The sequence below is a fragment of the Candidatus Leptofilum sp. genome, from assembly GCF_965223525.1.
Taxonomy (GTDB): Bacteria; Chloroflexota; Anaerolineae; order Promineifilales; family Promineifilaceae; genus Leptofilum.
In genome coordinates, this window is sequence record NZ_CBDCWX010000005.1 from 950061 (window position 1) to 973011 (window position 22951).

The 22951-nt window shown below is 50.6% G+C and carries 18 protein-coding genes; 6 read left to right on the plus strand and 12 right to left on the minus strand.

Annotated elements, in window-relative coordinates:
• Positions 1-26 precede the first annotated feature (26 nt).
• The gene (locus tag ACOQPM_RS09605) at positions 27-1376 is read left to right on the plus strand and encodes a hypothetical protein (protein WP_420629037.1); all 1350 of its coding nucleotides are present in this window, start codon (positions 27-29) and stop codon (positions 1374-1376) included.
• Positions 1377-1488: 112 nt separating this feature from the next.
• Here ACOQPM_RS09605 and ACOQPM_RS09610 read toward each other — a convergent pair whose 3' ends face one another.
• Positions 1489-2322 (minus strand): IS982 family transposase, encoded by an 834-nt coding sequence (locus ACOQPM_RS09610; protein WP_420627395.1) that lies wholly within the window; start codon positions 2320-2322, stop codon positions 1489-1491.
• 135 nt (positions 2323-2457) lie between these two features.
• Here ACOQPM_RS09610 and ACOQPM_RS09615 point away from each other — a divergent pair, with 135 nt between their 5' ends.
• A complete protein-coding gene (locus ACOQPM_RS09615) occupies positions 2458-2922 on the plus strand; it encodes an aminoacyl-tRNA deacylase (RefSeq protein WP_420629038.1) in 465 nt (154 codons plus the stop codon).
• Positions 2923-2936: 14 nt separating this feature from the next.
• Here the strand turns inward: ACOQPM_RS09615 and ACOQPM_RS09620 are convergent, their stop codons facing one another.
• Both ACOQPM_RS09620 and ACOQPM_RS09625 read right to left on the minus strand, forming a co-directional pair.
• Positions 2937-4274, minus strand: a complete 1338-nt coding sequence (locus tag ACOQPM_RS09620) for an META domain-containing protein (RefSeq protein ID WP_420629039.1) — start codon at positions 4272-4274, stop codon at positions 2937-2939.
• 292 nt (positions 4275-4566) lie between these two features.
• Positions 4567-4776 (minus strand): cold-shock protein, encoded by a 210-nt coding sequence (locus ACOQPM_RS09625; RefSeq protein ID WP_420629040.1) that lies wholly within the window; start codon positions 4774-4776, stop codon positions 4567-4569.
• A gap of 448 nt (positions 4777-5224) precedes the next feature.
• On the opposite strand from ACOQPM_RS09625, the gene ACOQPM_RS09630 reads away from it, so the two are divergent.
• Together ACOQPM_RS09630 and ACOQPM_RS09635 are read left to right on the plus strand one after the other, a co-directional pair.
• Positions 5225-6136, plus strand: coding sequence for a HindIII family type II restriction endonuclease (locus ACOQPM_RS09630; protein WP_420629041.1), 912 nt, complete (start codon positions 5225-5227; stop codon positions 6134-6136).
• Between the two features lie 3 nt (positions 6137-6139).
• Complete coding sequence (locus ACOQPM_RS09635; RefSeq protein ID WP_420629042.1) at positions 6140-7111, plus strand: DNA-methyltransferase; 972 nt, start codon at positions 6140-6142, stop codon at positions 7109-7111.
• A 94-nt stretch (positions 7112-7205) separates the two neighbouring features.
• Here ACOQPM_RS09635 and ACOQPM_RS09640 read toward each other — a convergent pair whose 3' ends face one another.
• The 7 genes from ACOQPM_RS09640 to ACOQPM_RS09670 all read right to left on the minus strand — a co-directional run bounded on the left by ACOQPM_RS09640 (position 7206) and on the right by ACOQPM_RS09670 (position 15475).
• Positions 7206-8510 (minus strand): DUF1501 domain-containing protein, encoded by a 1305-nt coding sequence (locus tag ACOQPM_RS09640; RefSeq protein WP_420629043.1) that lies wholly within the window; start codon positions 8508-8510, stop codon positions 7206-7208.
• A 51-nt stretch (positions 8511-8561) separates the two neighbouring features.
• Positions 8562-10109: a DUF1800 domain-containing protein gene (locus ACOQPM_RS09645; RefSeq protein WP_420629044.1), complete on the minus strand. Its 1548-nt coding sequence runs from the start codon at positions 10107-10109 to the stop codon at positions 8562-8564.
• Between the two features lie 70 nt (positions 10110-10179).
• Positions 10180-10695, minus strand: coding sequence for a hypothetical protein (locus ACOQPM_RS09650; RefSeq protein ID WP_420629045.1), 516 nt, complete (start codon positions 10693-10695; stop codon positions 10180-10182).
• Positions 10696-10946: 251 nt separating this feature from the next.
• On the minus strand, positions 10947-11672 hold the full coding sequence (locus ACOQPM_RS09655) for an AfsR/SARP family transcriptional regulator (RefSeq protein ID WP_420629046.1): 726 nt from the start codon (positions 11670-11672) through the stop codon (positions 10947-10949).
• A 296-nt stretch (positions 11673-11968) separates the two neighbouring features.
• Positions 11969-13270: an isocitrate lyase gene (aceA, locus tag ACOQPM_RS09660; RefSeq protein ID WP_420629047.1), complete on the minus strand. Its 1302-nt coding sequence runs from the start codon at positions 13268-13270 to the stop codon at positions 11969-11971.
• 162 nt (positions 13271-13432) lie between these two features.
• Positions 13433-15016: a malate synthase A gene (gene aceB, locus ACOQPM_RS09665; protein ID WP_420629048.1), complete on the minus strand. Its 1584-nt coding sequence runs from the start codon at positions 15014-15016 to the stop codon at positions 13433-13435.
• Positions 15017-15028: 12 nt separating this feature from the next.
• Positions 15029-15475, minus strand: a complete 447-nt coding sequence (locus ACOQPM_RS09670) for a hypothetical protein (RefSeq protein WP_420629049.1) — start codon at positions 15473-15475, stop codon at positions 15029-15031.
• A gap of 247 nt (positions 15476-15722) precedes the next feature.
• Here ACOQPM_RS09670 and ACOQPM_RS09675 point away from each other — a divergent pair, with 247 nt between their 5' ends.
• A complete protein-coding gene (locus ACOQPM_RS09675) occupies positions 15723-17231 on the plus strand; it encodes a helix-turn-helix domain-containing protein (RefSeq protein ID WP_420629050.1) in 1509 nt (502 codons plus the stop codon).
• A 421-nt stretch (positions 17232-17652) separates the two neighbouring features.
• Positions 17653-19302: a tetratricopeptide repeat protein gene (locus ACOQPM_RS09680; protein WP_420629051.1), complete on the plus strand. Its 1650-nt coding sequence runs from the start codon at positions 17653-17655 to the stop codon at positions 19300-19302.
• A gap of 213 nt (positions 19303-19515) precedes the next feature.
• Here the strand turns inward: ACOQPM_RS09680 and gcvP are convergent, their stop codons facing one another.
• A complete protein-coding gene (gcvP, locus tag ACOQPM_RS09685) occupies positions 19516-22389 on the minus strand; it encodes an aminomethyl-transferring glycine dehydrogenase (protein ID WP_420630525.1) in 2874 nt (957 codons plus the stop codon).
• Between the two features lie 86 nt (positions 22390-22475).
• The gene (gene gcvH / locus ACOQPM_RS09690; RefSeq protein ID WP_420629052.1) at positions 22476-22865 is read right to left on the minus strand and encodes a glycine cleavage system protein GcvH; all 390 of its coding nucleotides are present in this window, start codon (positions 22863-22865) and stop codon (positions 22476-22478) included.
• Positions 22866-22951: the final 86 nt, after the last annotated feature.

Genomic DNA, 22951 nt, shown 5'->3' on the forward strand with positions numbered 1-22951 from the left:
GCTTTTTGCAGCGAGACGAGGAGAAGATGGCGTTGAAGGAAGCAATACGGACCTATCATGATTTATTGACCGATGAGCTGGCGGCAGAGTCGCAGGGGCAGCTAACGGAGCAGATGCAGCAGCGGGGGCTCTTTTTTGGCGAACGGCCGTTATGCACCGTGCTGCGTCCTCGTTTTTTAACCCCGCAACAATATCTGTTTTTACGAAAATCCATACGGCCGTTGCTCCGCGCCTTCGAGAAAATATCTGAGCTAGCCGTTAAAGATGCAGAATTTTGCAAGCAGTTTGGCTTGGTAGGGTGGGAAGAAGAGCTTCTCAAACACGAACCACGATTTCGTGGACACACCCCCCTTACCCGGCTAGATGCCTTTTACGTGACCGATACCGGCGAACTGAAATTTACGGAGTACAATGCAGAAGTCCCCGCTGCTTCTGCCTACAACGATGTGCTGAACGAGGTGTTTTACGGCCTGTCGGTGATGGGGGAATTTTTGCGGAGGTATGCGGTACGGCCGTTGCCCACCCGCCACAGCGTGCTCCACGTTTTGCTCGATGCGTACCGGCAATCTGGCGGCACCGAGCGCCCCCAAATTGGCATTCTGGATTGGCACGATGTGCCTACGCGCAGCGAATTTGAGCTGTTCACCCAATATTTCAAAACACAGGGCTATGAAGCCAAGATTGTGGACCCGCGTGAAATGGCATATGAAAACGGCCGTCTGCACCACGAAGGGTTTGAGATAGACGTTATCTACAAGCGGGTGCTGATTACCGAACTCATTGAGCGCGGTGGGCTGGATCAGCCTGTGGTACGCGCCGTGCGCGACGGCAACGTGACCATGGTGAACCCATTCCGCTGCAAGCTGCTGTATAAAAAAATGAGCCTGTCTGTGTTGAGCGACGAGCGGAATGTGCATCTGTTTAACAAAAAAGAAACGGCCGCTATCCACAACCATATCCCCTGGACACGCACCGTTGAGGAGCGCAAAACTACTTACGGTGGCCTGCCCATTGACCTGATTCCATTCATGCACAAATACAAAGACCAATTAGTGCTAAAACCGAATGATGATTATGGTGGACACGGCATCGTGCTGGGCTGGCAAACCAACGCCAGCGGCTGGGAGCAAGCCGTAGAGCAGGCCCTGGCAGAACCTTACATCGTGCAGGAGCGGGTGGTGATTCCGGAAGAGCCATATCCCAGCATGATTGACGGCCGTTTGCAAATCTATGATCGCTTGCTGGACACTGCCCCCTTCATCTTTCATGGCGATTACGTAGATGGCTGCCTCACCCGCCTCTCCACTGACCCACTGCTCAACGTCTCTGCTGGCGGTGGCTCCACCGTACCCACCTTTGTTGTCGAAAAAAGATAGGGCAATCAAAAACTGTGCCGATTCTTCCACCAGCCATTCCTGTGCAGGCAGGAATCCACATCCACACAAAACCTGGAAACCCGTCTTCGCGGGTATGACAACTATATTTAACTCAAGTTGCTACCTTAAAAATATGGCTGACACTCTCAGCCAGAACAAATAATGCGATTTTCAGCTCAAAGCCTGCGGCTGTGACTGCATGAATGCTCCTCGGCATCCTGCGTGCAATGGATGACCCTGTCGTCTCCACAATCTTGCGATGCAGTTTTATCCAATAAGTGCGCCACGGTGGATACGGCCGTTTGCTGTTTTTCTTGCGTACAGGACATAGTTTCACCTGTCTTGTCTCATTGATTAAGTCTTCCATGGTGTAATCATTGTAGATTTTGTCTGCATAGATTTCTGAACCCGTCGGTAGGTCAAACTGAAAGGAGCGCAGGTGAGTCACATCGCTTTCAGAACCCGGTGTTAGGAAGAACTCAACTGGTTGACCCTGACTGGTGACCATCAAATGTAGTTTGAGTCCATAGAAGTAGCGGCGTTTGCTCGCAATCTTGCCGCGATACTTCTCTTCTCGATAGAGACGACAGCGGCGAATGCGCCAATTGTCACACACCACAATAGGAAAGGTATCGATCACGTAAATCGAATCGCTACTGACCCCTTTCCAGTGGGCGCCCAACATCTCGATAAAGGTCACGATGTAATGGCTCACTCGATGCAGACGACGTGAATACCGACTTTTGCTCAACATGGTTGGTATGTAGCCGCCTTGATGCAAGAAGGCACGGGCAAGTTCATAATTGCCGCTAAAAAACAGAGCAGCCACGATTGCTGTGGTGATGACCTCGGAATCGTTCATGCGGCATTGACTGTTTTCATGATGACCTAAACCAAGCAAAAGGTCGTTAACCAGCGTGTAAATCGCTACAATTTGTTCGTCCATGATTGTCCTCGTAAAAATGGTTTGGTGGTTCAAACCCACTTTACTTGGCTTTCATGGACTTCACCATTTTTGACTGTTAAGGTAGCAACTTAGGTTATATTTAATTAAAAATCCACGTACTCTGTGGCCAAAACGATGATTGAAACGCCCGTCACGCTTGAACTCGACCAGAAGCAAATCCCCTACACTCTCTTCACCCACAACGGCCCCGTCCGCTCGCTTGAGCAAGCCGCTAAAGAACGCAACCAGCAGCCGGAGCAGGTGGTGCGTAGCTTGCTCTTTCGTTTGGCGCAAGACGACTTCCTGATGGTTTTGGTCGCTGGGCCACAGCAAATTGATTGGAAGCAGTTACGTCGTACATTAGGTTTATCCCGCCTAACAATGGCCAAACCAGATGATTTGCGCCGCATTACTGGCTACGAAATCGGCGCGGTGGCTCCCTTTGGGTTACCTAAGCCTGTTCGCATCCTTGTTGATCAATCTGTGCTTAACCAAACGGAGATTTCATTGGGGTCTGGGGTAAGAGGAACGGCCGTCCTCATGAGGACGGCCGATTTGCTTAAAGCTCTGGGGGATGGTGCGGAAGTTGTTTCTTTATAAGAGAGATGGGAACATTACTCGGTTGCCATCATGATGCCACTACATGGGTCGCCGCAATCATTGACCGCGGTAAAAATATCGTCAATTGTCGGTTCAACCGTTTTGATGATACGGCCGTCTGCCAACGTCAGCGTCACGTCCAGGCTGTGGGTTTGGAAGATTTCTACCACGTCGCCACTGTTCAGGATGGCAACGGCCGTTTCCCAATCTACCACCTCTGCATCGTCCGCGCCGCTTTGGTGCATGGAGGCGGGTACAAATAGCAGAACTCCGTCTGGCATGTGCAAAGCAAGTTGGTTATCTGCAAGCGTATAGCTGGTTGCCTGTGCCAGCGCAGCTAAAAAGTCACTTTCCTGCTGCGATACCGCTTCGTCCAGACAAGCCATTAGCGTGCTGCCCATCAGGCCAAATTCCAGACTGCCATCCATGCCAACAGTTGCATCGGCAAAGTAGCTGTTGCAGCCAGCCGAACCATTGATCTGCTCATTTTCAAAGTTAAGCGTGAGTTGGGTGTTAGGCAGTACGGCCGTCTGGTTATCGGTCGAGCCAAAGGATACCAACACCCAACTGCTGCCAATCAGCTCATTGACTTCTGGCTGCGGTTCAGGCGTGCGAGTGACGGCCGTTTTGCTCACAATCTCTACCAAAGCAACTTCAATAGACGAGCCATCTGCTGGCGGATTCTCGATTTCAGTTTCGGTAACGCGCAGCTCATATTCAAAGCCAGGCTCATACTCAAACCCGACGATCTGGTCGTAGAATAACGTCCATTCACCATCCAAACTGTCCTTAACTTGCATACATTTTTGTGGGGCAACGCCAACGCAATCTACCAATTCCGGGCCAACAAAAAGCGTTTTTGCCTCTTCGTTAGCATCCAACTCATCAGAAGATTCGTCTGCCGGGGCTGTCATAAAGATTAGCGTGCCGTTTTCGTAGATCAGGGTTAGCTGGTCGTCGGCTACCGAGTAGCTGCTAACAGATTCTAAGGCGGCCAAATAGGCAGCTTCCTGCTCCATGCCTTCGATACAGGCCATTCTGGTTGCGCCAATGACGCCAAATGAGAGCATATTGTCCGCCTGCGTAAATTCGGCAAAGTAGCTGTTGCAGCCAGCCGAACCACCAATGCGCCCATCTTCAAAATTGAGGGTAATAGATGTGTTGGGGAGTACGGCCGTTTCTTCTCCTTCTGGCCCAAATTTCTCCAAAACCCAGCTACCCTCCAAATTGGGTACCGAGTCAATCTCTGGCTCCAGATTGCCGCCCGAACCAGCCGGACTGCAAGCAACCATTGTGATGATGATGAGTAAACTCAAAGCGAAAACTTTTGCAAACTTGGTGTGAAACTTCATTTCTAATTTCTCCTCGAAACATAAATTTAGGTTTGGTAACGGCTTGTGAATCATTTCTCAAACTGTCCGTCATATAAACGTCAAGCCCATTGCAAAAGTTCCCTCTTGTTGTGTAAAAGCGGGAAAGTTTTTGAAAATAAGAAGATCCATTTCTCCCGCTTTTACTTGAGCAAATCACAACAAAGAAGGTTCGCTTATTTTAAAAATCTTCTTGTGATTTGCTTAGCAGGCAACAAAAAAGACACCCGGGTGGGTGCCTTTTCTTAACTTCAAAAGTATGCTGTCTAAAACTTTAGACGGCCGTTACGTTAGCAGCAGCGGGGCCTTTGGGGCCAGCTTCAATGCTAAACTCGACACGTTGACCTTCGTACAAAGTTCTACGGCCGGAACCATTGATTGCTGAATAATGAACAAATACATCATCGCCATCATCTACAGCAATAAAGCCAAAGCCTTTTGAATCGTTGAACCATTTGACGGTTCCGGTTGTTAAATCTGACATCGAAAAAGATTCTCCTTGTGGTTCTATGTAAACGGCCGTTTTGTAACCACATCTATTTTTTCTAAATTTGGCCGCCTACCTGCGATTTTGCCAAGAAAAAAAGCGCTTCCCGACTTTTTGAGTCCGGGCAACGCTTTTGAATCCAGGACAACCTCGCGAAATCTACCCTGCAAGCGTACACGATTCCACAAATTACGTCAATGATCAAAATGGCGAGAATAATCGTACCGATATTGCTAAAAGATTTTGCCAGATTTATACTACCCCTGTGCATTTATCATGCAAGCGTGCGGCATAAACCTAAGAAATAAAGCGTATGTCACAAATTGTGCAGGTTTTTTGCTGCGAAACACGCAAGATAACAATAAATAAGCAATTTTAGGCCGCCCACGTGCAGACTAATATATGCTAGCTTCCCCTATTTTAGTTTATGTGCAACAATATCATTATGAATATTATTTCTGAACAACAGATAGAAAATCGAGCATATTGGATCAACGAAATAAGTCGCTTGAGTGGTGATTTTGGCGTTGATGCTGAAAGGGTAGAAGCAGAACTTTCTCAAGAAATAAGCGAGAATGGAATTGCTGCCTTGCTTGGGCATTTACGATTATGTGGCGCAATTCCAGAGGGTTATCGTCACGATAGCTCTGAAGAAAAACTATATTCAAAGTATACAGATGTTGTTATTCATGAAGCATTTAAGGCAATGGGATTTACAAGCCTTGTCTTAAAAGAACGTGCAGATGTTGCAGATGTAGAATGTGTCACTGAAAAATACAGTTTTGTCGCTGATGCAAAAGCATTTCGACTTAGCCGTACAGCAAAGAACCAGAAGGATTTCAAGGTTCAGGCAATGGACAATTGGAAACATGGTAAACCATTTGCCACTGTAGTCTGTCCAGCTTATCAGTTACCTTCTCGAACAAGCCAGATTTATCAACAAGCTGCGACTAGATCCGTTTTAGTTTCTACATATACACACCTGACAGTTGGAATAAGATATGCTGAGCTTGCAGGCCAAGAAAGAGCGATCGATCTGCTTCATAAGGTATTTAAAACTGTTGAAACCCTAAATCCTTCAAAAAATGCTATTGCCTACTGGCAAGCGATCAATACGGCAATTTTGGATTTTGATAAGATACTTTCTGAGTTATGGCGTGAAGAGAAAATAGCATTAACTGAATCCATTGGCATTTCTAAACAAGAAGCTCTGCAATTTCTAGCGCGTGAACGGGAGCGTATCATGCGGTTGTCTCGTGATGAAGCAATCAAAGAAGTCTTGAAGTCACGCAAAATAGATAATCGCGTTAAAGCAATAAATAAAGTTGCGGACAATGGGATTCTCAACTCGAGGTAAGGAATGGAAAAAGTATATTTGAACAAAATAACGTTGGGTGACTGTAGGGAATACATTCCATCGTTAGCAGAAAATAGCATCGATCTGTTTCTCTCAGACATTCCATATGGTATTAACTTGGATGATTGGGATGTATTACACGAAAATACTAATTCCGCTTTATTAGGTCAGTCACCTGCACAAAAAGGAAAAACAGCTTTCAAGAGACGCGGGAAACCAATCAATGGTTGGTCACAAGCAGATCGAAATATTGGTAAGGAATATCAAGAGTGGTGTCAATCTTGGGCTGAACTATTGATGCCAAAAATGAAGAAGGGTTCCTCTTTATTCATTTTTGGTGCCAGGCGAACAATACACCGGGCTATTAATGCTTTTGAGGACAGCGGGTTTTTATTAAAAGATGTACTTGCTTGGAAAAAACCATCTGCTCATCATCGAGCACAGAGAATAAGTATAGTTTTTGAAAGACGCGGTTTAAAGCAACAAGCCGAGCAATGGCAAGGTTGGCGTTTAGGGAATTTAGCTCCCATCTTTGAACCTATAGCGTGGTTCGTTAAACCCTATAAGATTGGCGGTACAATTGCCGATAACGTATTAGAACATTCAGTGGGAGCCATGAATTTTGGAGATTGTCAAATTCAAGGAACTAATCCAACCAACATGCTTGAATTTGGATTTAGCAAAAACGAAAGGCGTATTCATGAGGCGCAAAAACCAGTTAAATTGATCGAGTTTCTGATCAAATTGACAACGATCAAAGGTCAGACGATTCTTGACCCTTTTATGGGAAGTGGAACAACCGCTGTTGCAGCAAAACGCTTGGAACGGAATTTCATTGGATTTGAGATTAATACAGAATTTCATGAAATTGCGTCACAAAGATTAATTTCAGGAACCAACTCCACTTATTTAAAACCAAAGCAAAACTTTCAACCTAGGCTACTGGAAAACCCAAGTGATCCATACGGAAGCTAACAACGCTTGGAGCGGACAGGCGAGATTGGGGCTTTTTCAATGTTTTGTTAAGCCCGAAAATAGTCTCCTAACCCGCCTGCTGCCCAAGCAAGCGTTACCTAGGTACAGCCAACCCAAATGAATTAACGGTGTAATTTGGAAAGATGGCGGGGAGAAGCGGGTTATTGAGTCGCTTTTGGATGATTTCCCCCAGGACGTCCCGGTAGTCGGTGGTGATGGCGAGGTCGCCGGGGCCGACAAGCTGCTCATCGTGCAGGCCGGGCCAGCGGGCGAAGACCTGCCCGCCGCTGATGCCGCCGCCCATCACCATCATCATGTTGCCGTGGCCGTGGTCTGTGCCCAGGCCGCCATTTTCTTGCAGCCGCCGCCCAAATTCAGACATGACAACCACCGTGACGCTGCCCATCTGTGCCTGTAAATCTTCGTAGAAGGCAATCAGGCCATCGGAAAGCTCTTGCAAGATGCCGGCCATTGTGCCCACAGTGCCGCCCTGGGCGACGTGTGTGTCCCAGCCGCCTACGTCTATACAGGCAACCTCCACGCCCACGTCTGCCTTGATGAGCTGGGCTACCATTCGCATCGCTTGGCCGAACTCATTTTCCTGGTAAGGACGGCCGTTCCCCACGTACCCTTCCGTATCAATCTTGCCCAACACCTCGATGGAGGCAAAGGTTTGCTGCGCCGCCGCTGTGAGCATATCTTCATTTTGGTTGTAAAGCGTTTGCAGCAAGGTAGTCATCTGCCCAATTTGCTCTGGCCTGCCGCCCAAATGGTACTCCGCAATGGATTGCAGCGCGGTGGACGAGACGGCGCCGGTGAGTGAGGCGGGCAGCATATCGCCAATGCCCACAGCGCGCAGCGCGGAGCTGTTGCCACTGTCTAACGTGGCCAGATGGCGCGCCAACCAGCCGGTGTAGTCCCCATTTTCCGTTGCGCCGCGCTCCATCAAATCCATTGCCTCAAAGTGGGAGCGAGATTCATCTGGCGAGCCGGTGGCATGGATGAAGGTCATGTCGCCCGCTGCATAAATGTCGTGCAGGGAGCCAAGCGCAGGGTGCAGGCCAAAAAAGCCGTCGAGGTCAACGGTACGGCCGTCTGACGCACCGTTATCATCTGGCCGGGGAATGCCAATGAGGGGACGGTGGCTGTAATAGTCGTCGTCGCCGTGCGGCACGACCATGTTCAGGCCATCGGCTCCGCCACGCAAAAAGACGCAGACGAGCGTGTCGCCCGCTGGCCCCACGTGGGGGTCGGCCAGGCTAATGCGCGGCATCCAGGTTGGCAGCGCCACCAGCTTGTTGCCAAACATCAACGCGGCGGCCGACTGTACGCCTCGGCTCAAAAAGGTGCGGCGGCTGACTTGTTCATATTCCTGGCAATGGTTGGTTTGGGTTGTCATTTTGGTTCTCCATTTTGTAAGGGCGACCCGGCAGGTCGCCCCTACGAATGTTTACGTCCATTGAAATTCGGGGCTGGCGAGCATGAGGGCGACACAATCGCGCAGTCGCTGGCGCACTTCCCGGTTGTTGCTGGGCTGGCTACCCACGTAGTCGGTGAACAGGGCCAGTTCATCTTCTCGTAGGGAACGGCCGTATACCAATCCCCCGAACAGTTGCAGGATGTCAACGGCCGTTTCTGCCCCGCCTGCCGCCACAATATCTTCCAGCGGCACGGTGGCTCCCGGAATCTGGTTGTGCAGTAGCGCCAGGGCAAAGTTCCAGCGGGGTAGCAGATTGGCAGTCCACGCTGATGAAATGTCCGGGTAGCCATCTGGCGGCGGCCACTGGAATAGCGGTTGCCCCATCATTTGCATCCAGTTGGCGATGGCGCGGCCTCGCCCCAAGTTAAAATCTACGTGCAGCGTGCGTAACACCGAGACCATGTAAGTATGCGGCCGTTTCAGTTTGGCAGGGGCAGTGGCAAATTGCTCACTCAGGAAGAGCGTCCGCAGCATTGGCTTGATCTCGCCGCCGCTTTGCAGGAAGACATCTGCTATCTGGCTAACCAGTTCTGCGGGCGGATCGTCGGCTACAAAGCGGCGTACCAGCTTGGTGGCTAAAAAGTTGGCGGTAGATGGGTGCAACGCCAGCAAATCGAGCAGCTCTTCCACATCAGCTTCACCTCGTCCGGCTGGAAAGGTTGTGCCCAGCACCTGCTTTTCGCCAAAGTCGTGGATTTCTTCATCAAAAATGAACTGCCCGCGCAAACGGCCGCGTCGCGCCACCGTCCATCCCGTGAGCATCCGCGCCACTTCCTGCACATCTTGTTGAGTGTAGCCGCCGGTTACGCCCAGCGTGTGCAGTTCCAGCAGTTCGCGGGCGTAATTTTCGTTGGGATGGCTCTTTTCATTGCTGATGTTGTCCAGGTAGATCATCATGGCGGGGCTTTTGGCAGAGGCACCTAGCAAATCGCGGAAGTTGCCCAGGGCATACGGCCGTATCACATCCCGGTCGTCTACAATTTTGGCCAGGGGCATCAGCCGCTCTTTGCGTAGGTAAATGTTGAAATGGTCTGACCAGAATTCCACCATTGCCTCATAAAGCTGCCGCTTGGAGTAGATGGCCCGCATAAACGTACCACCGATGAGCTCCAGGACGGCGTCTTGCGGCTCTTGCCCCACCAATACGCTCGCATCCATCTGGTAAAGTGTCTGGTGCCGGGCAATGAGGCTACCAGCTAAATCCTCAATATCGTCCGGGTTGAGTTGCTCTTCCAAATACGCAGCAAACCCAATCTGGTTGACGCGCTCAACCTCACCGGGTCTGGGGCCGTAGCCCGCCCGGTTGAGCAGCCGTCGGGCAGGCTCAACAGCCAGCGTGGGCAAAGCGGGGGCAGCTTGGGTGAGGGGGATGGTGCCGGGAATAGCTGCGGGTGGCACCAGCGTCTCCGGCAGCTCATTTTGCACCAGCTCTCGCCCCACCACACTGCACCCAGCGCTTCCGGCAGCAACGGCCGTTAGCCCACCGAGTCGTAAAAAGTCGCGTCTGGTTAATCTCATGTCAGATTCCTTCGGAACGGTGATCGGTAATTTGTTATCAGTAATCGGTAATCCGATTACCGTTCACCGATTACTGATTACTGGCTACCACCACCTGCTCACTTACCGACGGCCGTGGTAACCAACCAAGCAGTCCGAAAACGGCCGCACCCAGTACCGTAATGCCCACGACGGGCGCAAACAAAAACCAGCCGACGATGGGGAAGAGGCAAGCCAGTTCATACATCACCGCGCCGCGCAGTAAATTGAGCACTTCAGAGCTGGGGTTGGCTAGCAGCTTGACACGCTTGGCCAGCAGGCGAGACATGCCCGCCGCGCCTAGCGTGCCCAGCCCCATGCCCACAAAGGCGGCTAAAAATGCGCTCCCCTGCCCGATACCAGGGATATTGGCGGTAATGGCGATCCAGAGAAGGAAAGCGGCCGTTACCGGCACCCCCAGCACAAAACTTTTACCCGGCGTTTTTTCCAGGCGCGTTTCAATGCGCTGGGTGATTTGAGGCATCAGCAGGTTCAGCGCCAGCAGCAGCGCGGGCAAACAGATCAAAATACCAAGCAGGGTATAAACAACGATATAGACGTCAACCATGAGAATGTCTCCTTAGGTATGGTGGCTAGTCGCTGGTTGTTAGTTCATAGACCTTTGAACTCGCCACTCTCCATTACTGCTTATAGATACCGGACAGATTCTCGAAAGTTGCAATGCGTTTGTAAATTGTTTGTAAATTGGGAAATTGCTTTGCAGGGGCAGATCCCCGTGTCTGCTCATTTAGAACATACGCAAAGGTGGGGGCACACGGGGGTGTCCCCCTACATATTGGTGGTTCGTTTCAAAAAAAATTAGGGGAGGAGAGCTTGGCTTTGCGAGGATAATTCTTGCCCAAATGTTTCTTGGATGATTTGTTGACAGGCTTGAAGCTGTTTTTTTGCTTCGTCACGCTGCCCCGCTTGCAAATGCAGTTGAATGAGCCAGCGGTGCCAGCCTTCATGATGCGGTTCAATGGAAAGCAGTTGCTGGGCGAAGTAGATAGCTCTCTCCAATTCGCCACATGCTTCGTATTTTTTTATGAGCTGCAATAATGTTTCTATCGCCAGCAAACGGTGCTCCTCGCGCTTTAGCGCAGCCCACTCCACAAACCTTTTGGCATCTTGCACTTGCACGGTTTCCAAAAAATCACCTTTGTAGAGTTCGATAGCGGTTTCTGGTTGTTGGGCGATGGTTTGCTGGAAAACGGCCGTATCCAACCAAACTTTATACGAAGGATTTAGCCGAACCGTTTGCCGCGTAATCAACACCGTGTCTTCACAGACACGGCGCAGTCGGGAAAGCAAAACGCGCAAATTGCTGTTGGCCTGATTACGTGAGTTTGCGTTAAACAGCAGGGAAGCCAACGCATCACGCAAATGGGGGTGTGGATGGCACACCAAATAGGCAAGCAAGGCCTCAACCTTGTTAGACGATGTGTCGGCAATGGGCTGCCCATCTATAAAAAAAGATGGCGAACCAAATAAAAAAATCTTCAATCCTGCCGAAGATTCAACCATCTTGTCGGGCTCTATAAACATTTCTTGCTCTAATGACTGCATAGTTCTCTTGGATGCGAAGCAGAATTACTGTTGATATCGTAGGGGTATGCTAATGGGGCAAAGTTAACGTTTAGCTTACGCGGAAAATTAGAGGAGTTCCCATCAAAATGGGCTACCGTAACGAATGGAAGTTTGGCATCGAATTGACGCGAATTCGTGATAATTTGATGCTAAATTCAGAACTGTAGCTAGGGAAATTAGGCAAAAAGAAACGGCCGTTTCCCACAAACGGCCGCTTCTTTTACCAAGGAGTGAATGGAAGAATTTAGGAAAATTTAGTGTGCCGGAACGAGTTCGTCGTCAAACTGAGCTTCTTCGGTAGAGCCTTTCATGGCAGCGGTAGATGCCTCACCACCCGAAACCGTCAGTTGAACCTCGTCAAAGTAGCCTGCGCCAACAAAGCTCTGATGTTTGATAGCCCGATAGCCGTCGCTGGCTTCCAGGTCAAACTCATGCTGCTGCAAACGTGAGTAGCCAGCCATGCCTTCTTGCTTGTAGGCCAGCGCCAGCTCAAACATGCTGGTGTTCAGCGCGTGGAACCCGGCCAGCGTAACAAACTGGAACTTGTAGCCCATCTTACCCAGTTCCAGGTGGAACTGGGCAATCGTGGCTTCATCCAGGTTGCGCCGCCAATTGAAGGACGGTGAACAGTTGTAGGCCAACATCTTGCCAGGGTATTGCTCATGGATGGCATCGGCAAACTCTTTGGCTTCGCCCAGGTCTGGCGTGGAGGTTTCGCACCAAATCACGTCGGCGTATGGGGCGTAAGAAAGGCCGCGCGCGATGGCGCTTTCCAAGCCACCCTTCACGTTGTAGAACCCTTCACCCGTGCGTTGGCCAGTGATGAATGGCTGGTCGCGCGGATCAATATCGCTGGTGATCAGTTGAGCCGAATCGGCGTCGGTGCGGGCAATGAGGACGGTGGGCACGCCCATCACGTCGGCAGCGAGGCGCGCAGAAACCAGTTTTTGGATGAATTCACGGGTGGGTACGAGCACCTTGCCGCCCATGTGCCCACATTTCTTGGCAGAGGAAAGCTGATCTTCAAAATGAACGCCCGCCACGCCCGCTTCAATCATCATTTTCATGAGCTCAAAGGCATTGAGTGAGCCACCAAAGCCAGATTCAGCGTCGGCCACGATGGGGGCAAACCAGTAGACGCCGTTTTGGCTGTTCATGTGGTAAATCTGGTCGGCGCGCATGAGCGCGTTATTGATGCGTTTGGCCAATTTGGGTGCACTGTCGGCCGGGTAGAGGCTTTGGTCTGGGTAAGTGTGCCCCACGCCGTTGGCATCGGCCGCCACCTGCCAGCCGCTCAGGTAAATGGCTTTGAGGCCAGCCTGCACCATTTGCACGGCCTGGTTGCCGCTGAGTGCGCCTAACGCATTGACATAATCTTCTTTATGCATCAGCCGCCAGAGACGTTCAGCACCCATTCGGGCCAGGGTGTGTTCAATTTGGATGGTTCCCCGCAAGCGGCAAACATCATGGCTGGTGTACGGCCGTACAATACCCTGCCACCGCTTATCAAATTTCCAACTGGTTTCCATTTGCGATACGTCGTACTGTTTTAACATGCTCACTCCTCCGAGTTTTGATTAAGAAACTGATTGCTAAAAATGTGCGGCGATATTTTGACTTGTGCCGCCAAAAAACGAATTCTTTTTAGCCACAGAGACCACAAAGTTTTTTGAGAGGTTGAATCTTTTCTCTGCTTTCTCTTTTTCCTCTGTGGCTCTTTAATTTAGACGTTCGTAAGCGGGCAGGGTTAAAAATTCAGTGAACTCCTGCCCAATGATGATTTCCTGGAACAGTTTGCTGGCATCCTGGTATTTACCCTGGTTGAATCGCTCGCTGCCAACGGCCGTTTCTATTTGCTGCATCACGGCGGGCATCAGTTCGTGCAGAAGATCTGGGGTGATGGAACGGCCGTCTGCCAGTTTCGTCCCCGGATTGTGCAACCATTGCCACACCTGAGCGCGTGAGATTTCGGCGGTGGCGGCATCTTCCATCAGGTTATAGATGGGTACACAGCCGCTGCCGTCTAGCCAAGAAGCCATGTATTGAATGCCCACGTCCATGTTGACGCGCAGCCCCGCTTCGGTGATGCTGCCCTGCGGCACGGTGAGCAAATCTACGGCCGTAATTTCCACATCTTCCCGCAGCCAATCAATTTGGTTGGGGCCAGGCATCACCTTGTCGAACTCTTCTTTGGCAATGGCTACCAAGGCCGGATGTGCAACCCAGGTGCCGTCATGCCCGTCTTCTGCTTCGCGCTTTTTGTCGGCGCGCACCTTGCCTAGCGCGGTTTCGTTCGCTTCAGGATTGTTCTTGATGGGAATTTGAGCTGCCATGCCGCCCATGGCGTGAATGCCGCGCCGGTGACACGTTTTGATGAGCAGCAACGAGTAGGAACGCATCATGTGCGTCGTCATCGTCACTTCGGCGCGGTCCGGCAAAACAAAGTTGGGATGTTTGCGGAATTTGCGGATGGCGCTGAAGATGTAATCCCAACGGCCACAGTTCAAACCAGCGGAATGATCCCGCAATTCGTACAAAATCTCGTCCATCTCAAAAGCAACTAATATGTTTTCGATGAGGACGGTGGCGCGAATGCTGCCCTGGGGCACGCTCAGCATATCCTGGGCCATCACAAACACATCGTTCCACAGGCGGGCTTCCAAATGGCTTTCTAATTTAGGCAGGTAAAAGTAGGGGCCGCTGCCTTTATCCAGCAATTTTTGGGCGTTGTGGAAAAAGAAGAGACCAAAATCAAAGAGGGAGGCAGAGACGGAACGGCCGTTCACAACCATATGCTTCTCGTCCAGATGCCAACCACGGGGGCGCACCAGCAAAGTGGCAATCGTTTCATTCAGTTGATAGAACTTACCGTTGGGGTTGGTAAAGGTAATCGTGCCGTCAATGGCGTCGCTCAGGTTAATTTGCCCCTGAACGGTGTCAAACCAGGTCGGGGAATGGGAATCTTCAAAGTCGGCCATGTACATATTGGCACCAGAGTTCAGCGCGTTGATGACCATTTTGCGATCCACGGGGCCGGTGATTTCCACACGACGATCCATCAGGTCGGCGGGGATGGGAGCCACTTTCCACTCTGATTGGCGAATTACGGCCGTTTCCGGCAAAAAGTCCGGCATCTCTCCCGCGTCCAAACGTGCCTGCCGCACGTCCCGCTGCTTCAGCAAAGCGTGACGCCGTTCGCCAAAAGCAGCATCAAGCGCAGCAACAAATCTAAGGGCATCGGGGGTTAGAATGCGATCAAATCCGGGGTGGATGCTACCAGTCAGCTCAAATTCGTGGGTCATGTGGGAGGCTCCTTAGTAATGAAAAATATAGTCTGGTGAACTACCCTGAAAATCAATAGGCAGAGCAAATTCAGACAGAAAAACTCTAGTTTTCTTTTGTTGTTTTAATGTTCTCCGTGCTTCTTCTTGTGATGAAAATAATCGAATATAAGAATTCATGTTTTTGGTATGATAATTTCTTAATTCACGAGCAAAATACTCTGCATTAGGAAAATTTTTAGTACAATCACAAAGGTAGGGCGCAAGCATTTCCGACAAAAATGAGCGGTATAGAATGACATAGGCTATTAATTCCTTGTGTAAACCCTCATCCTCACAATATTCAATTATTTTTAATACCAAGCCTATTTTGGGTTCCTTTGATCTCTTAATTGGGATTAACAAGATAAGACATAATTCGAACAGTTCATTGCGATTAAAATGCCTAAAAAGAATTTGTGTCAAAAGTTGAAAATTCATTGCAATGTCTCTCCCAGCATTCGCAATAAAACCATACCCGACCCGGCTTGTTAATTTACTCTGTCAGCGAAAATTCGCTGTTTGTGAAGAAAAGTATAATCAAAAAACGCACTGCGTCAAGAGCAAATTAGCGATTTCCCGATTTCTAGCGAAAATTCGCTAAAAATAGTATGATTAAATCATGCTCACCCTACCAACACCCCCAACAAATGGCTCAAGAAACAACCGCGCACAAAAGCGAGTCCCCATGACAAATAATCTCATCAACATCATTTTTGGCATGAAGGTGCGCCAGGCCCGGCTGGAAACAGGGCTTACCCTTTCCGAATTTGCCAGCCAATGCGAACTTTCCCCCTCTTACGTCACCGAAATCGAGAAAGGGCGCAAATACCCCCGCGCAGACAAAATCATGCGGATGGCGGAAGTGCTGCAAAAGCCATACGATGAGTTGGTCTCCATCGCCTTATCGCCATCCATGACCTACCTGAGCACCACGCTCAAGTCGGCCACCTTTCAGCGCTTTCCCTTTGATGAGTTTGGTTTAGAAATGGGGGATTTGGTGACCCTGCTTACCCGTGAACCCGAAAAGGCGAGCGCGTTGCTCCATGCTGTGCTGGAAATCAGCCGTCGCTATGGCTTGCGGGAAGAAGATTTTCTACGAGCCGCCCTGCGCTCTTACCAGGAAATCCACGAAAATTACTTTCAGGATTTGGAAGATGCCGCCCAAGCCTTCATCAAAGAACACGGCACCCAGCTTGGGCTCACGGATGAGCCACCCGTGAGCCAGGAAGCGTTAAAAACCATCCTAGAAGAAACCTATGGGTATGAGCTAGACCTACAAGCCATGGATACGCAGCCTGCCTTGAAAAAATATCGTTCAGTCTTTTTTGAAGGCAAAAAGCCCCGGCTGTTCATCAATAGCACCCTAAATTTGCACCAGATCACATTCATTTTGGCGCGGGAGGTAGGGTACCAATATTTGGGGCTGAAAGAACGCTCGTTTGTCTCCACGCCAGACCAAATTGATTCGTTCCAGCAAATTTTGAATGATTTTAAAGCTGCTTACTTTGGCGGCGTGCTGCTCATGCCACGCCAACACATGCTGTCCGATTTGCAACATCTGTTTGAGCAGCCGACTTGGTCTCCCCACCTGATGCTGGCGATGCTGGATAAATACAACGTCACGCCAGAGATGCTTTTTTACCGATTCAGCGAACTGATTCCCCAATTTTTTGGCGTGAAGCTGCACTTTTTGCGCTTCCACCACCGGGAAGACAGCACCACTTACCAGCTCATCAAGCAGCTCAACATGAACCAGCTCATCGTGCCCAGCGGCATTGGTTTGCTAGAGCATTATTGCCGCCGCTGGCTGTCTGTGCGGCTGCTGCGCGAGATGGCAAATGCCCCCCACGTGCCAACCGCATCTGACCAGCCCCACATTGGCGTACAAATGTCTGAATTTGTGGAGACGCAAGATCGCTTTTTGTGTTTGGGCTTCTCTCGCGAGCTAAGTCTGACGCCAGGAATACAGAGCAGCGTCATCGTCGGCTTCCGCGTGGAACCGGACATGAAAAACACGATTCGCTTCTCGCAGGATCCGACCATTCCGCAGGTGATCATCAACGAAACGTGCGAACGGTGCCCGCTCACGGCCGACCAGTGCCGCGACCGCGCCGTGGAACCAACCATCCTGTGGGATGAGCAAAAGCAGCGAGAGCGCAAGCTGGCCCTCATGGAAATCCAAAACCAACTTTAGCTCACTAGAAGTTACGCAAAACTAACGCCGACAAATAACGATATCCAACCAAATGTCAACGCCTCTAGCCTGCAAAATACCGTCTGCTGCCAATTAGCCCTTACCAGTAAAATTCCTCTTTACGGTGTTTTTTTTGAGGCAATTCGCAGATTTTTATCTAGAAAATCTGTTGTTAAAATGCTTTCCCAGTTCTGGTTTGTCCAGATTAGTTGCAGAATAAGTCGAATGGAATTATCTAAATAGAGCTTTTACTGTCATTTAAATGATCGGTGGTCATGTGAGATTATCTCACATCGGATATGGCGGTGAGTTGTGTTAAAATGCTTTAAATTTTCCGACCAGGACATTATCTCTCCGCCCTTGCTATCATTATTCTTAACTTCTGGCAAAGATGGTGAGGACTTTAGAGAATAACACCAACATGAATAAGAACGACTCCGATCAAGAAAAACCACGCCTCGGCTGTTTAGCTAGGATGGCAATACTCACTGTACTTGTTATTGGATTTATAGCAATTCAATATACTGTTGACCGAGGCAATCTCAACAAAGGACGGCAAGCACTTAGCCAAGCAGACTGCAAAGAGGCTATTGGCTATTTCGACCGTATCATAAATAAGTGGCGCTTGACGGACATTGGCAACTTTGCCTCAATTGCAGAATCAAACAGGGAAGTTTGTCTCTTCTTCAGCGAAGCAGTGGAACACCAGGAAGCTAATGCTTTCAATCTGGCAGTAGGTGCCTATTCAGGTTTCCTCTTGAGACATGGCAACAGTTACGACGAATTGGCCGTGGCAGCAAGGCAGAAAAATGCCGAGATCTTCGACCAGGACTCATTGTCTTCGGTTGCCGATAATTGGACATGTCAGATGATTGACTTGCTCCTTACACAAAGTCTAATTCCTGAACACGAACAAAATCTACCACGCTTCTACCACGCCTGTGGAGAGTTCTATTATTCTGTAAATGAGAAGCGACTTGCTTTGGAGATGTATGATTCGCTATTCTCTGAGTACCCTGACCATCCCCTAGCAACTGAGTTGGAGTCGCAATTGCTCAAAGACCCCTCTACGTGCGACGAGGCGTTAACTATACGGAGAGTTTTTACCGAAATTGCTAGTAGAGAAGGATTTATGTCTTCGCTCCTATACGATTGTGGTTTAGCTTATGCTGCCGCTGAAAATTACGACGAATCCTTTGAATTGCTCAATGCGTTTCTATCTGATTATCCGCAGCATAAGCTTATTGAAGAGGTTGAGGCTGCCTTGTTTGCTAACCCTAGGGCTTGTAGAAGAGTCGTGACTCTTCAGAGCAGTGTATCTTCCGATTCATCCGAATTTATGCCATTGCTATACTATGATTGTGGACAGGTGTATGATGTCGAAGAAAACTACGCTAAATCGTTCGAAATGTACATGGGAATCCTTGTTAATTACCCAGAGCATATGCTCGCCGAAGGGCTAGAAATTGCGCTTAGCAATAATCCTGTTGCATGTCAAATGCACAAAGCGGTGTCAAATGCAATCCGTTCTGAAAGGTCTGATTTCTTGCCAACATTCTATCACAATTGTGGACATCTCCTTGAAGATGCCTCCGACTGGCAAAATGCTATTGACGTTTATGAGGTTTTCCTGGCGGAGTTTCCACAGCATAGTCTTGTGTCAAGTGTAGAGAGTGGCCTCGCGAGAGCAATTGTCGGAAACGCAAGAGCGGTTGGCGCGGGTACGATACCAACCCCAGAGCGAGTCGGCAGCACTGACAGCAACATTGTCGAACTAGTTATCCAAAATGATTCACCCGAGAGATTGCGTATTGTCTTTAGCGGTCCTGAACCGAGATTCGAGGAAATCAGTGCTTGCACATCTTGTAGGGTTTACTTTGCTTCTCCTCAACAGTGCCCTGAACTAGGACCTGTCAGCCGCTTCTCCATTGATGCCGGTGATGCTGGCCTCTATGATGTTGTCGTAGAATCGATAAGTGACAGTGGTGTAACACCCTGGAGGGGTCTCTGGAACCTACAGGCGGGCGGAGAATACCACCATTGTTTTGTCATTGTGCGTTCGCTCCGATAAGAATGAGGGTTGCCGACTTACCTCGCAAACCAGAATAGCCGTTGCCCCGTTGCAGTAGGCGTCTACCGTACCGCTTATTTTGCAATTTTTTACGGCCGTTTCCCAACCTAAAATGATCATGTGGCTCGGTCAGAAACCGGCCACAGCAAGCCACCGCTAAAGAAAAAGGCCACTTCTTGCGAGGTGGCCTTTTTTGAAGAACCTTCGTTTCGCTTAACTCACGTAGGCTTCGATGGGAAGGCAGGCGCAAACGAGGTTGCGGTCGCCGTAGACGTTGTCTATGCGGGCGACGGCGGGCCAGAATTTGCTGCTGCGTACCCACTCGGTGGGGAAGGCGGCCGTTTCCCTTGAATACGGCCGTTCCCAAACCTCACCTGCAATTGCCGACGCCGTGTGCGGGGCGTGGGCTAAAACGCTGTCGTCGTGGGCCACTTTGCCATCCTCAATTTCCGCAATCTCTTGCCGAATCTGAATCATGGCGTCGCAGAAGCGGTCTACCTCCACCAGCGACTCGCTTTCCGTTGGCTCAATCATCAGCGTGCCGGGGACGGGGAAGGACATGGTGGGGGCGTGGAAGCCGAAATCCATCAGCCGCTTGGCCACGTCATCTACCGTCACAAACTCCTTGAGCGGCCGTAGATCAATAATGCACTCGTGGGCGACACGGCCGTTTTCACCCTTGTACAGCACCGGATAATGGGGGTCCAGCCGGTGGGCGATGTAGTTGGCGTTCAAAATTGCTACTTCGGTGGCTCTTTGCAAGCCAGCTTCGCCCATCATGGCGATGTAGGCGTAGGGGATGGGCAAGATGCCAGCGCTGCCCCAGGGCGCGGCCGAAACCGGGCCAATGGCCTGTTCACCACCAACGCCAGCCACCACCGGATGCCCGGGCAGGAACGGAGCCAGATGCGCCGCCACGCCAATCGGGCCCATGCCGGGGCCACCGCCGCCGTGCGGAATGGTGAACGTTTTGTGCAAGTTCAGGTGGCACACATCTGCCCCGATTTTGCCGGGGCTGGTGTAGCCCACCTGGGCATTCATGTTGGCCCCGTCCATGTACACCTGCCCACCGTTGTCGTGGATGATTTGGCACATCTCTTCGATGGCCGCTTCAAAAACGCCGTGGGTGGAGGGGTAGGTAATCATGACGGCCGAAAGCGTTTCGCTGTACTGCTCTGCTTTGGCACGCAAATCAGCCACGTCAATGTTGCCGTGGTCGTCGCACTTCACCACGACGACCTTCATGCCAGCCATGACCGCGCTGGCGGGGTTGGTGCCGTGGGCAGAGCTGGGAATGAGGCAAATGTTGCGCTGGTCGTCGCCGCGTGACAAATGGTAGGCGCGAATGACGAGCATCCCCGTGTATTCACCACTGGCGCCGGAGTTTGGCTGGAGGGAAACAGCCGTAAACCCAGTAATTTCTGCCAACCAACGTTCTAACCGCCGGAACAGTACCGCGTACCCTTCAGCTTGGTCCGTGGGCACGAAGGGATGCAGCGCCCCAAATTTGGGCCACATTATGGGCAGCATTTCGGCCGTGGCGTTGAGCTTCATGGTGCAGGAACCCAGCGGAATCATCGAGTGCGTCAGCGAGAGGTCGCGGGCTTCCAGCCGGTTGATGTAGCGCATCATCTCCGTTTCTGAGTGGTAGCTGTTGAAGACGGGGTGGGTGAGGAAGTCGCTGGCACGGGCGTGGGCTTCTGGGTAGGCCAGATTGATGGCATCGGCCATTTCTGGCACGCTAAATTGCCCTTTGTCTGCGCCAAAAATCTCAAATAGCGTATCCAGCTCGTCTGTTTCTACAATTTCGTCCAGGGAGATGCCGATACGGCCGTCCTCAAAGTAACGCAAATTGATTTCCCGGCTCAGGGCCGCTGCCCGAATCTGCTCCTGCGATTTGGGGCCGCCAGAAACGGTGATTGTGTCGAAGACGGGCTGGTCGTTGGTTGTGTAGCCTAATTGGGAGAGAGTTTTGTGCAGAACGGCCGTTAACAACTGAATCCGCCTAGCAATCCGCCGCAACCCGTCAGGGCCGTGATACACCGCATACATCGAGGCCATAATGGCCAGCAAAACCTGCGCCGTGCAAATGTTGCTGGTTGCTTTCTCACGGCGGATGTGCTGTTCGCGTGTTTGCATTGCCAGCCGCATGGCCGGGTTGCCCTGAACATCCACAGAAACACCTACCAAGCGTCCCGGCAACTGCCGCTTAAACTTTTCACGAGTGGCCATGTATGCCGCGTGTGGCCCCCCGTAGCCCAACGGCACGCCAAAACGCTGACTATTGCCAACCACCACATCCGCGCCAAACTCACCAGGGGAACGCAGCAGCGCCAACGCTAACAAATCAGCCGCCACAACGACTAACGCATCATTTTCATGGGCCATTGTCACAAACGCTTCGTAATCTAAAACGCTGCCATCCGTCGCTGGATATTGCAGCAGTGCGCCAAAACAGTCATCAAAATCGTAGCTGGCGTGATCGCCCACCACCACATTGATATCCAACGGTTCAGCCCGCATTTCCACAATGGCAATGGTTTGTGGATGGCACAGTTCGGAGACAAAAAATGTGTTGGCCGTGGAGCGACGCGGCCGTTGGCGTAATGTGAGGGTCATTGCTTCAGCAGCGGCCGTTCCTTCATCTAGCATAGAAGCGTTGGCAATCTCCATCCCCGTTAGATCCATGATCATTGTTTGGAAGTTAAGCAATGCTTCCAGCCGCCCCTGGGCAATTTCTGCCTGGTAGGGCGTGTACTGCGTATACCAACCGGGGTTCTCAAAAATGTTCCGCAGCACCACAGGCGGGGTTAGCGTATCGCTGTACCCCATGCCAATGAAGCTGCGGTAAAGCTTGTTTTGGGCAGCAAGGGCACGCAGTTCGGCTAAAATTTCAGATTCGCTGCGTGGGGGATCCATTTGCAGCTTATCCCCTAGCCGAATGTTGTCTGGGATGGTTTCGCTCATCAATTCAGCCAGTGACTGCACGCCTAGGGTGTGCAGCATGTGAGCAATATCTTCATCACGGGGGCCAATATGCCGATCTACAAAGTGGTCTGTGGGCGTTAGCAGGTCGCGGTTACTCATTTGGATGTCGCCATTGACCTTGCCATTTTGGGACAGTGGCAAGGTAGCAACAGTTGTGGGAGTTGTCATGGGGTTTCTCCAGGAATTTATTCGCGTTCGCTTAGGTATTTTTCGTAAGCGTCCGCATCCATCAGGTCATCTACTTCCGCAGGGTGGCTCATCTTCACCTTAATCATCCATGCCTCCCCGTATGGGTCGGAGTTAATGAGCTCAGGCGTGTCAATGAGGTCTTCGTTCACTTCAATTACGTCACCGGAAATAGCCATCAGCAAATCGGCTGCTGCTTTTACGGATTCTACAACGCCAAATGTTTCACCCACACCAAAGAAGTCTCCTTCATTTGGCAGTTCAAGGTATACAATGTCAGATAAAGCATCTTGGGCGTGGTCTGTAATGCCGACGATAGCAACGTCGTCTTCTATGCGAATCCATTCATCATCTTGAGTGTATTTCAAATCTGCTGGAATATTGCTCATTTTTCTCTCCTTGGTTTGAGCCACAGAGATTTCTGAGAATAACTTCTTAATTCTCTGTGGCAATTTTTATCATCTTTAGCCAACAA